8 protein-coding genes are annotated in these 12,562 nt (G+C 42.0%); 1 reads left to right on the forward strand and 7 read right to left on the reverse strand.

Annotated features, from left to right (window positions below; genetic code table 11):
• Positions 1-83: 83 nt before the first annotated feature.
• The 7 genes from whiA to uvrB form a co-directional block, all read right to left on the reverse strand.
• Positions 84-1,019, reverse strand: coding sequence for a DNA-binding protein WhiA (gene whiA / locus ENLAB_RS01305; RefSeq protein WP_005235679.1), 936 nt, complete (start codon positions 1,017-1,019; stop codon positions 84-86).
• Positions 1,020-1,037: 18 nt separating this feature from the next.
• Positions 1,038-2,039 (reverse strand): gluconeogenesis factor YvcK family protein, encoded by a 1,002-nt coding sequence (locus ENLAB_RS01310; protein ID WP_244352281.1) that lies wholly within the window; start codon positions 2,037-2,039, stop codon positions 1,038-1,040.
• Positions 2,036-2,926: an RNase adapter RapZ gene (gene rapZ, locus ENLAB_RS01315; RefSeq protein WP_077454413.1), complete on the reverse strand. Its 891-nt coding sequence runs from the start codon at positions 2,924-2,926 to the stop codon at positions 2,036-2,038. Before rapZ ends, ENLAB_RS01310 begins: the two co-directional genes overlap by 4 nt.
• Positions 2,927-3,039: 113 nt before the next feature.
• On the reverse strand, positions 3,040-3,750 hold the full coding sequence (locus tag ENLAB_RS01320) for an amino acid racemase (RefSeq protein ID WP_200124643.1): 711 nt from the start codon (positions 3,748-3,750) through the stop codon (positions 3,040-3,042).
• Positions 3,751-3,753: 3 nt separating this feature from the next.
• The gene (locus ENLAB_RS01325) at positions 3,754-5,007 is read right to left on the reverse strand and encodes a carboxylate--amine ligase (protein WP_077454415.1); all 1,254 of its coding nucleotides are present in this window, start codon (positions 5,005-5,007) and stop codon (positions 3,754-3,756) included.
• A gap of 308 nt (positions 5,008-5,315) precedes the next feature.
• The gene (gene uvrA / locus ENLAB_RS01330) at positions 5,316-8,132 is read right to left on the reverse strand and encodes an excinuclease ABC subunit UvrA (RefSeq protein WP_077454416.1); all 2,817 of its coding nucleotides are present in this window, start codon (positions 8,130-8,132) and stop codon (positions 5,316-5,318) included.
• A gap of 13 nt (positions 8,133-8,145) precedes the next feature.
• Positions 8,146-10,137 carry an excinuclease ABC subunit UvrB gene (uvrB, locus tag ENLAB_RS01335; RefSeq protein WP_086292292.1) on the reverse strand — a complete coding sequence of 664 codons (1,992 nt, stop codon included), beginning with the start codon at positions 10,135-10,137 and terminating at the stop codon, positions 8,146-8,148.
• A gap of 270 nt (positions 10,138-10,407) precedes the next feature.
• Here uvrB and ENLAB_RS01340 point away from each other — a divergent pair, with 270 nt between their 5' ends.
• Positions 10,408-12,561 carry an amino acid ABC transporter substrate-binding protein/permease gene (locus ENLAB_RS01340; RefSeq protein WP_096742780.1) on the forward strand — a complete coding sequence of 718 codons (2,154 nt, stop codon included), beginning with the start codon at positions 10,408-10,410 and terminating at the stop codon, positions 12,559-12,561.
• Position 12,562 lies beyond the last annotated feature (1 nt).

Consider the following 12,562-nt stretch of genomic DNA (forward strand, 5'->3'; position numbering starts at 1 on the left):
AACAAAAAAACAGGAGCTGATTTGACACTAAAATCCATGTCAAATGCAAGCTCCTGCTTTTTTGATTTCATTCACTACTTAGATTAACTCACTTGTTCACGCAAATGATCCGCAAATTCATTGATTTTGCGAATACGATGATTGATCCCTGATTTCGAGATCGCTCCTGATGGAATCATTTCTCCTAGTTCTTTCAAGCTGACCTCGGGATGTTCCAGTCGTAATTCGGCGATTTCTTGCAGCTTTTCAGGTAAAGCTTGCAAGCCAACTCGATCTTGAATAAATTCAATATTGTCGATCTGCTTCGAAGCAGCGTCGATCGTTTTGTTCATATTGGCGGTTTCACAATTCACCAAGCGGTTGACTGAGTTACGCATATCACGCACGATCCGCACGTCCTCAAATTTCAACATGGAATTGGTGGCACCGATCAGGGTCAAAAAATCAGCGATTTTCTCAGCGCCTTTCAAGTAAGAGATATACCCGTTTCTACGCTCTAATGCACGGGCATTCAATCCATATGCGTTTAGCATATCGCAAATATCTTGGTTATGCTCCTCATAGATGGAATAGATCTCTAAGTGATAGCGGCTGGTTTCTGGATTATTGATCGATCCAGATGCCATAAAAGCTCCTCGTAAATAGGAACGCATTTTTTGAGTATTGCCCATGATCTCATCAGAAACATGGCTTTGAAACATCAGCCCGTCCATGATATCTAAGTCCAAAAGCACGCGCTTTGTCTCTTGCTTCAAACGAACGATGTAGACGTTATTTTTTTTTAATTTCATTTTGCGACGGACCAGCAATTCGCTGCGCACGTCGTAATGATCTTTTAGTAAAGAATAGATGCGTCTGGCAATCGCCGCGTTTTCTGTTTGAACGTTTAAAACAAATTGCTGGTTGTTGATACTTAATGACCCATTCATCCGAATCAAAGCTGCCAATTCTGCCTTGGCATGTTCGCGATGAACTTCTAATGCAGTCAATTCTTTTTTCACTTCTGCTGCAAAGGACATAAAAAAATCCCTCCTTTCTTAGATTTTGGCCCCGTAAACGATACGTAGAAGTTCTTCAATCACTTTATCTCCGTCATGAAAAACTCCGCCATCTCTAAGCTCCAGAAAGTCAGCTGAAATGACACGGCTGGCTTCTTCTCGCAATCCTTGGAAATCGTGTTTCACTTGTACAAGATATTCATCATAAATCTCTGGGTCCATATACCCTTCTGGAACTTTCTCGGTATTAACTAACACCGTATCAATAAAGGGTTTGCCTAAATGCTTATGCAGGACCTGCACATGGTCGGCATCACTAAAGTGTTCGGTTTCACCTTTTTGGGTCATAATATTACAAATATAAACGGTTTCCGCTTGGGTTTCCAACATTGCTTGGCCAATCTCGCTGATCATGAGATTGGGCAAAATACTAGTAAAGAGACTACCAGGACCCAAGACGATCATATCTGCCTCCATAATTGAAGAAACAACTTTACGAGCTGCTTTCGGCTCATCATTATTTTCTTGATTACGAACAAAGACTCGATCGATTGTTTTGCGATCGACCGCGATCTTGGACTCGCCTACCGCTTCAGTGCCGTCTTTAAACACTGCATGTAAGACTAACGGCAGATCAGAGGAAGGAAAAACCCGTCCGTCGATATGCATGATTTTCGATAAAATCTGAATGGCTTCGTAGGTGCTGTTGCGCATTTCGGCAATCGCCGCAATAATCAAGTTCCCAAGGGCATGATTGGCTAAAAATTTGTCTTCTGCTTTAAAACGATATTGAAAAATATCGTTATACAGTTGCGGCATATCAGATAGAGCCGCCAAAACATTGCGCAGATCCCCCGGAGGTGAAATCGATGAGACCAAATTGCGGATTTCGCCGCTGCTGCCACCATCATCAGCGACCGTAACGATCGCTGTGATGTCAACACCTTGGTTTCGTAAACTTTTTAAAATGACTGGTAACCCAGTTCCGCCACCCACCACAACGATCTTCGGCTTTCTGATCCGGTATGTTTTCATTTTCATGAGCGATTCACCGTCTCTTTACGCTTATCTTTGTCACGATGAGTAATATTTACACGATAGTCTTCAGACAAAGTTGCCCCGATTCGCTCCGATAAAGCAACCGATCGGTGTTGCCCACCGGTACAACCAATGGCAACCGTCAAGCTGCTTTTTCCTTCCTTGACATACCCTGGCAAGATGGTTTGCAACAGCGTAGTAAATTGCTGATAGAATTCTTCCGTTTCCGGAAAAGACATAACGTAGTCATAAACCGGCTCATCTTTACCAGTTAAAGGACGCAACTCAGGAATGTAATGAGGATTTGGTAAGAAACGCACATCCATAACGATATCAGCATCGATCGGCAAACCGTACTTAAACCCAAAAGATACGATCTCAACACGAAAACCCGTCTCATGGGAAGCCCGAAACTCTTGATTGATTTTTTCTCTCAGTTGCCGTGGAGTTAACGTCGTTGTGTCGATAACGATACTGGCACGAGTCTTCAAATCATCCAAGATCGCACGCTCTTTGCGGATCCCTTCCGTAATTAAGCCATCCATCGCTAAAGGATGAGCTCTTCTCGTTTCTTTGTATCTTGATACCAGTTCATTGTCCGATGCATCTAAAAAGAGCATCCGGGTGTCGATAAAATTCGTATTTTCAATATCGATCAGCATACTCTGGATTTCTTCAAAAAACGATCTAGAGCGCAAATCGACAACTAAGGCAATTTTTGTCACTTTCCCTGATTCTTTGATCAGTTCCCAAAATTTAGGAATCAAGCTTGGGGGCATATTGTCGATACAAAAGTACCCCATATCTTCAAAACTCTGGATAGCGACCGTTTTGCCGGCTCCGCTCATCCCAGTAATAATAACCAATTCTAAATGATCCACTTCAGTCATAGGTAAAACTCCTTTCTGAAACAACTCTATTATATCATGCCGGGCGTATCATTGGAACACCGGCATAAAAAAAGACGTTAGCTCAAAAGATGCCGCTAACGTCGCTATCAGCTTTAGATTGCTTGGCGATCTGCCAATGCTTTTTCGATCGTCCGATCAACCAATATGGATTGAGCATCCACGACTGGATAAGGATTGTCAGTCACAAACTCATCCATCAAGGACAACTCGGTACATCCAAGCACTACGCTTTCACAGCCGATGCGTTCGGTGACTTCTTCCAATATCTCAAAGTAAAGCCCTTGATCAAGATGATCATTTTCTTTGATTCGATCATAGATCAATGTATTGACCTTTTTTTGGATCGCTGGCTCTGGCAGATAGACATCAAGTCCCAACTGGCGCAGTTCTTTCTCATAGATGCCGGCTTTGACGCTGCCTTCTGTCCCAAGAAAAGCCACTTTGCCAGTAACGCCTTTTTCAAAAACGACTTTCGCCGCCTCCCGAGGCATATGCAATATCTCAATCTCAGTGGCTGCTTGTAAATCATCAAAGAAATAATGAGCCGTGTTACAAGTCAGTACAATAAAATTGGGTTTTAATAGATTTTGCTTTTCGATATCATCCATTAAATAAGGAACCGGATTTTCTAACGTATTATCTAAAATATACGCGGTCCGATCTGGAACTGTCGCATGATTGAATAAAACATAGTTCAAATAGTCTTGGTCTTTATGGGTCTGCGTCCGTCGGTTTAAGATGCGAACAAAACTTTCCGTCGCTAACGTTCCCATGCCGCCTAAAATACTAAAAAAATTCTCCATCTTCTAGCCTTCTTTCGTATGGAAATACGTTTTGAATCGTTTGTTGTACAGATGGAACATTCTCTTTAATAGAATCCAACGCTTTAAAGATAAGTCTTCTTTGTAAAAAACAGTCGTTCCCCAACGATCTTCTGCTAATAATTTTTTTGCCCGTTCTTTCGCAGGATTTTCTTTTGCATAGGTCAAGAAGATGTTTTTTGGTACACCTAACCATAATTTCGCTTCTGGCGCGTCAGCTTTGCCATAAACCGTTTCTGTGTAAGGTTTATCGAAGACTAAATCTTCTGTGATAAACTTCGCCAGATTCAATCCGCTTAAGGTAATAAAGAAACTGCTTCTTCCTTGACGCAAGTTGATTTCAAATAATTTGTATTGCCCGTCTCGTGCATCATATTTCAAGTCAAAATTGGCAAATCCAACATATTCGATCTCTTTTAGAAACTTGCGGATCATTTGATAAATTTGCTCATTTTCGTCTGGAATAATCACGACATAGTTCCCAACAGCACCTGGGGTTGGGTCTTCTAGTAACGGATGACCTAAGCCCATCACGCGAACTTCATGATTCTCATCAACATACGCATTTAAAACCCGCATGTTGCTGTCGTCACCAGGGATAAAATCTTGGACGATCATTTCATATTGATACCCCGCTTGATAAATGCGAGAAACGATTTCTTCAAATTCTGCTCGATCATCAATGATGAAAGCTTTTTTGCGACCTTCAAAATCAACCGAAAGCCACGCGACACTATTTGCAGGTTTCAAGGCTACAGGAAAATCAAACGGCAACTCTCCTTTAAACGTTCCTTCCGTCAACAGTTCAGGCGTTAAAATGAACGTCTTTGGATAAGGCAAACCATACTCCTCGCAAACTTCGTAAAAACTTACTTTATTGATCAACCGTTTTAATAAGGAATAATCATTGGCGATAAAGGTATAATAAGGTTGCAATTCTTCTTTGTGTTTTGCCAACAGTTCCGCATAGCCATCGCCGCAAGGAATCAACAAATACTTCATTGTAGGATCGTTGTAAGTGTTTTTCCCTAACTCGATTAGCGTCTCAGTGAATCCGGGATCATGGTCAAAACCTTCCACTTGATTGATTTTTACAATTTTACTAAAGCGGGTTGGCGCAAGTTCCGCACCAGCATAGGCAACTGATTGAATGCCATAAGCTTCGTGGAATGCTCTGGCCATACCATAAACATTCATATCGCTTCCTAATAATATGGGAAGAAAATTTTCCTGACTCATCAAAAATCACTCTCTCTTTTGAATACGAAAAACGACCGCTCTCGTTTCGTTTAATTACAATAGCATTATCATACCACAAAGAAAAAAGCAATCAAAGTATCTATCTTTGATTGCTTTCTCCCACTTTGAACGGATAGAACTTATAGGCAGTTTATTCAATGCGAATATACGTATACCTATTGCTATTCTATCAAATAAATTTTTGATTTCAAGCCTTTATCATGAAATTTACAGATATTTCAGGCTTCCTTAAACTTTAGCGAAACCTATTGACAGATAAGTAAAAAAGTGGAAGCTTTCCCTCTTGATCATAGGACTTTTTTCAAATAATGACCGGTATAGCTTTCTGGAACGGCAGCAATTTCTTCTGGTGTACCAGTTGCAATGATCGTTCCACCGCCTTCGCCACCTTCTGGACCTAGGTCAATCACATGATCCGCTGATTTGATGACATCCAAGTTGTGTTCGATCACTAAAACAGTATTGCCTGCGTCAACAAACCGTTCCAAAACTTTCAACAAACGGGCAATATCATCCGTATGCAGACCTGTTGTCGGCTCATCTAAAATATAAAAACTCTTGCCATTGGAATTTTTGTGCAGCTCACTTGCAAGTTTCATCCGTTGCGCTTCCCCACCAGACAAGGTAGTAGCTGGTTGTCCCATAGTGACATAACCTAAACCGACATCAACGATCGTTTGCAATTTCCGATGGATTTTTGGAATATGTTGGAAAAATTCCACTGCATCTTCCACGGTCATATCTAAGATCTCAGAAATATTTTTTCCTTTGTAATGAACTTCTAAGGTTTCTGAGTTATAACGTTTGCCATGACAAACCTCACAAGGTACGTAGACATCAGGTAAGAAGTGCATCTCGATCTTGATAATTCCGTCCCCTTTACATGCTTCACAGCGTCCACCTTTTACATTAAAACTAAAGCGGCCTTTTTTATAACCACGGACTTTCGCCTCATTGGTTTTAGCAAATAAATCACGAATGTCATCAAAGACACTGGTATATGTTGCCGGATTGCTTCGAGGTGTCCGACCGATAGGGCTTTGATCGATATCGATCAATTTCTCGATAGCTTCATAACCAGTAATGGTTTTAAAGCGACCAGGTTTGTTCGAATTCCGATTGATTTTTTGCGCTAACGCTTTTTTCAAAATTTCATTGACTAATGTTGATTTACCAGAGCCAGAGACCCCTGTAACTGCGACGAACTTTCCTAGTGGAAAATCGACTGAAATGTTTTTCAAGTTATTCTCAGAAGCACCGGTCACACGAATCTTTTCACCATTGCCTTTGCGGCGTTCTGCCGGTGTTGGGATTTGTCGTTTTCCAGATAAGTATTGGCCTGTTAAAGAAGACGCATTGGCTGCAACTTCATCTGGAGTACCGGCAGCCACGATCTCACCGCCTGCGTGTCCCGCACCTGGACCAACATCAATCAAGTAGTCCGCTGCCCGCATCGTGTCTTCATCATGCTCAACGACAATCAGGGTATTCCCAAGATCACGCATTTTCCGTAATGAATCGAGCAAGCGATCGTTGTCTCGTTGGTGAAGACCGATCGATGGCTCATCAAGAATGTAAAGTACTCCAGACAAATTGGAGCCGATTTGTGTTGCCAAACGAATCCGTTGCGCTTCGCCACCAGAGAGCGTGCCTGACGCACGGCTCAAGGTCAAATAGTCCAATCCGACATTTTTTAAGAAGCTTAAACGATCATCGACTTCTTTCACAATGGGACGTGCGATCATTTGCTCTTGTTCCGTTAGTTTCAATTCTTCGACAAAGTTCAAGGCATTGTTGATGGCCATCTCACTCATTTCACCAATGTGCTTCCCGTTGACTTGCACGCACAGCGCTTGAGGGTTCAAACGATAGCCATGACAAGTTTTACAAGTCAATTCCGTCATGTACAGACGCATTTGATCCCGAGTGAAATCAGAGTTGGTTTCATGATAACGGCGTTTGATATTTGGTAAGATCCCTTCAAAAGCGACCTCAACATCACGTACCCCACCAAAATCATTCTCATAATGGAAATGGAAAATTTCTCCATTCGAACCATTCAAAATAATGTCTTTGTGTTCTTCTGGCAGTTCTTCAAAGGGTGTGTCCATATCGATATTAAATTCTTGGCAAGCCTGTTCTAGCATTTGCGGATAATATTGAGAACTGATTGGGTTCCATGGCAATATGGCACCTTCACGTAAGGTTTTGGTTTGATCGGGAATCACTAAGTCTACATCGACTTCGAGCTTCACACCAAGACCATCACAGTCTGGACAAGCACCAAAAGGCGCATTGAATGAAAAGAGCCGTGGTTCTAATTCCCCAACTGTAAAGCCACAATACGGACAAGAATAATGCTCACTGAAAAGCATCTCTTCTTGACCAATCACATCGACTACCGCATAGCCATCCGCTAAACGTAATGCCGCTTCAAAGGAATCAAACAGACGAGAACGGATGCCTTCCTTTACAACGATTCGGTCAATGATGATAGCAATATCATGCTTTTTATTTTTTTCCAATTCAGGCGCTTCGGAGACATCATAGACTTCGCCATCCACCCGCATCCGAACATAACCTTCTCTTTGGATACGTTCGAAGACTTTTTTGTGCTGCCCTTTCTTTTGATAAACGATCGGTGCCAACAATTGGATCTTGGTGCGTTCTGGTAATGCCAAAACTTCATCCACCATCTGCTCAACCGACTGACTAGTAATCTCAATATGATCATTGGGACAAATCGGGTGACCGATTCTGGCGTAAAGAAGCCGCAGATAATCATTGATTTCAGTAACCGTTCCTACTGTTGATCGCGGGTTCTTGCTGGTGGTTTTTTGATCGATAGAAATCGCTGGACTAAGTCCATCAATGCTATCTACGTCGGGTTTATCCATTTGCCCTAAAAACTGACGGGCATACGCCGATAGACTTTCGACATATCGGCGCTGTCCTTCGGCATACAATGTATCAAATGCTAAGGAGCTTTTCCCTGAACCCGAAAGACCAGTTACCACAACGAGCTGGTCTCTGGGAATCGTCACATCGATATTTTTTAAATTATGGGCCCGTGCCCCATGGATCACAATTTTATCATTTGCCATATTGTTTCTCCTTCTAATCAGCAGCCTTCAGCTCAAGAATAGTATCTCTTAAGGTAGCAGCCGTTTCAAAATCCAATGCTTTTGCAGCATCTTTCATTTCTTTTTCTAATTTCAGCAACAAGGTTGCTTTTTCTTCACGACTTAGTTCTTCATAAGATGTCGTAGTGTATTCACCGGTCTCTTCCGCCACTTTCGTGATCGCAATCAGATCGCGAATCTCTTTAATAATAGTTTTCGGTACGATCCCATGTTCTTTATTGTACGCTTCTTGAATACCACGGCGTCTGGCTGTTTCATCGATTGCTCGCTGCATCGAATCCGTCATTTTATCGGCGTACATGATTACTTTTCCTTCTGAGTTACGAGCTGCCCGTCCAATAGTTTGGACTAATGAACGTTCGCTTCGTAGGAAACCTTCTTTATCGGCATCAAGAATCGCAACCAGAGAAACTTCCGGTACGTCAAGACCTTCCCGTAGCAAGTTGATCCCCACTAGTACATCAAATTCACCGAGACGTAGATCGCGAATGATTTCTGTTCGTTCCAACGTTTTGATATCACTGTGTAAATACTTGACTTTGATTCCTAATTCTTTGAAGTAATCCGTCAAATCTTCTGACATTTTTTTCGTCAAGGTCGTAACAAAGACCCGTTCGTTTCGCTCAACGCGCTCATTAATTTCTCCCACGAGATCATCGATTTGACCCATAATAGGTCGTACTTCGATTACCGGATCTAACAGACCAGTTGGACGAATGATTTGTTGAACGACGGTATCGGTTTGATCGTACTCATAAGGACCAGGCGTGGCCGAAACATAGACGATTTGATTGACATGTTTCTCGAATTCTTCCAAACGCAACGGACGGTTATCCAGCGCAGAAGGCAAGCGGAAACCGTAGTCCACTAGCATTTGTTTTCTCGCCCGGTCACCGTTATACATCCCACGAACTTGCGGCATCGTTACGTGTGATTCGTCGATTACTAATAGAAAATCATCTGGGAAGAAATCCAATAACGTATAGGGCGGTTCCCCTTCTTTTCGTCCATCCATGTGGCGAGAGTAGTTTTCGATCCCTGAGGTGTACCCCATTTCCCGCATCATTTCAATATCATAATTGGTTCGCTGCTCTAAACGCTGTGCTTCTAGCAGCTTATTTTCCGCTCGCAAGACTTCCAGTCGGGCATCCAGCTCACTTTGAATCGAGGCGATCGCATGTTCCATATGGTCTTCATTGGTCACAAAGTGGGTTGCCGGAAAGATCGACACATGTTCGGTGTCACTCATGATCTCACCCGTCAAGGCATCGACTTCACGGATCCGATCGATTTCATCCCCAAAAAACTCAATGCGTAATGCTCGCTCGTCACGAGAAGCTGGAAAAATCTCCACAACATCGCCACGCACGCGAAAACGTCCCCGTTGAAAATCGATGTCGTTTCGCTCAAATTGGATCTCGATCAATTCTTTTAATAGTTGGTCTCGAGACTTTTCCATCCCTACTCGTAAAGAAACAACTTGTCTCGCATACTCAATCGGCGAACCTAAACCGAAAATACAGGAGACGGACGCTACAACGATCACATCGTTTCTTTCTAATAAAGAACTGGTTGCCGAATGCCGTAGCTTGTCGATTTCATCATTAACACTGGAGTCTTTTTCAATGTATGTATCACTGGAAGGAACATACGCTTCTGGTTGATAGTAATCATAGTAACTGACAAAGTACTCGACCGCATTATTTGGAAAAAAGTCTTTGAACTCGCCATATAATTGTCCAGCCAATGTTTTATTATGGGCAATGATCAATGTCGGTTTATTGACTTCCTTGATTAGATTAGAAATCGTATAAGTCTTACCAGTACCAGTGGCTCCCAACAAAATCTGTGCTTTTTTTCCACCGACCACCCCGTCAACCAACTGACGTATCGCTTCCGGCTGATCACCTGCTGGTTGATATTTTGATACTAAGTCAAATTCATGGGAAGTTGTTCTTTCGATCATCTTCATTCCCCCTCGATTATTCTAAACGACAACAAAAAAAGAAAAACTCGCTGTCGCTTTTCCATAAATAAGTATATCATAGCGAACATACTTTCGCCATCATTTGCTATGAAAGTTTCATGCGATTTAGCATAACTTAACATGTTCGTTTTTCTAACATCCGATGTGAGGTTTGAAGGAATTTGTCACATTTTTAAAGAGAAAGACTTGTGTGTTGAAGAAAAAATCCATATAATTTATAGATACGTTATATCTAAAGGAGGAATTTTCTTGAAAAGAAAACACATGACCTTCGCTATAATCGCGCTGATTGTCAGCTTTTTTACTTTTTCGGTAAAGTCAGCGAATGCGGAGGAAACTACGTATAAGATAGGAACAGATTTAACATTTGCGCCTTTCGAATTTCAAAATGAAAACAATGAATATGTTGGGATCGATATAGATTTATTAAACGCGATCGCTGAAGATCAAGGTTTCGCAGTCGATTTACGTCCTTTAGGTTTTGACGCCTCCATTCAAGGAGTGCAATCAAATCAGCTAGATGGCATGATCGCTGGGATGAGTATTACAGAGGAACGTAAAGAAACCTTTGATTTCTCTGACCCTTATTTTGATAGCGGGATCCAAATGGCTGTAGCTGCAGATAATGACAGCATTACTAGCTATGAAGATCTTGAGGGCGAAACGGTCGGTGCAAAGGTTGGTACCGAAAGTGCCCGCTTTCTAGAAAGCAATAAAGACCAATATGGCTACGACATCAAATTATATGATGACGCTACTGGACTATATGGCGCTGTACGCAATGGTACTGTGGCAGCCGCTTTCGATGATTTTCCAGTGCTTGGCTATGCTATTAACAATGGCGAACCGATGAAACTTGTCGGCGAACCTGAAAAAGGTGCTTCTTACGGATTCGCTGTCAGAAAAGGCCAAAATCAAGAGCTACTTGAAAAATTCAATGCTGGTTTAGCCAATATGAAAGCTTCCGGCAAATACGATGAAATCGTCAATACTTACATCACAACGTCTGATTCAGATGCAGACACTAGCGAAATGGTGAAAGTCGAACCAAAGAAAGATGTTTACCGCATTGCCAGTGACTCCGCTTTTGCCCCATTCGAGTTTCAAAACGAAGACAACGAATATGTGGGAATCGATGTTGATTTAATGAATCGGGCTGCAGAATTGCAAGGATTCAACATTGAATTCAATTTCATCGGTTTTTCAGGAGCTTTGCAAGCGTTGGACGGTAACCAAGCAGATGGGATGATTGCTGGGATGACAATCACTGATGAGCGTCGTCAATCCTATGACTTTTCTGATTCTTACTTTGAAAGTGGTATTCAGATTGCTGTAAAAGAAGGCAATGATTCCATCAAATCTTATGAAGATTTAGATGGGAAAACCGTCGGTGCGAAAGTTGGGACAGAAAGTGCAGACTTCCTGATCGCCAACGAAGAGAAATATGGCTATTCCATCAAATATTATGATGCCGCCGATCAATTATATGCGGCTGTTAACGGTGGGCAAATTGATGCCATGATGGATGATTATCCAGTGATTGGTTATGCCATCAGCCAAGGACAAAAACTAATGACACCGATTGAAAAAGAATCTGGCGGTCAGTACGGATTTGCGGTGAAAAAAGGCCAAAATCCTGAATTGATCCAAATGTTTAATGAAGCATTGAAAGAAATGAAACGTACTGGGGAGTACGATCAAATCATCAACAAATACATTGAAGATGGTTCTGCCACAGAAAAACGAGTAGATGAATCAACGATCACTGGTTTGATCAGCAACAACTATAACGTCTTATTAAAAGGATTATGGAATACCCTTTTACTAGCCTTGATTTCATTTGCTTTAGCATTAGTGATCGGGATCATTTTTGGACTATTTAGTGTCGCACCAATCAAAGCTTTACGGGTTTTTGCTGGAATCTATGTAGATATCATTCGTGGTATCCCAATGATGGTATTGGCTTTCTTCATCTTCTTCGGTCTTTCCGATGCGATTGGTATCACAATTCCGGACTTTGCAGCCGGGGTCATTACATTGACCTTAAATGCCAGTGCTTATATCGCTGAGATCGTTCGTGGCGGGATCAATGCGGTGCCAAAAGGTCAGATGGAAGCTTCTCGAAGTTTGGGGATGACCTACACTCGGACGATGCAGAAAATCATTTTACCGCAAGCGATCAAAATCATGATTCCATCTTTCGTTAACCAATTCGTTATCTCGCTGAAAGATACAACGATCATCTCGGTTATCGGAGTCGTAGAATTATTGCAAACCGGGAAAATCATCGTTGCTCGGACCACGCAAAGTACCTATGTTTACTTGATCATCGCGATTATTTACTTAGTCGTGATCACAGCTTTAACGAAACTTGCAAAAGTTTTAGAAAAGAAGGTGAAATAGC

Origin of the sequence: Enterococcus innesii (assembly GCF_022846515.1) — a bacterium.
GTDB classification, from domain to species: domain Bacteria; phylum Bacillota; class Bacilli; order Lactobacillales; family Enterococcaceae; genus Enterococcus_D; species Enterococcus_D innesii.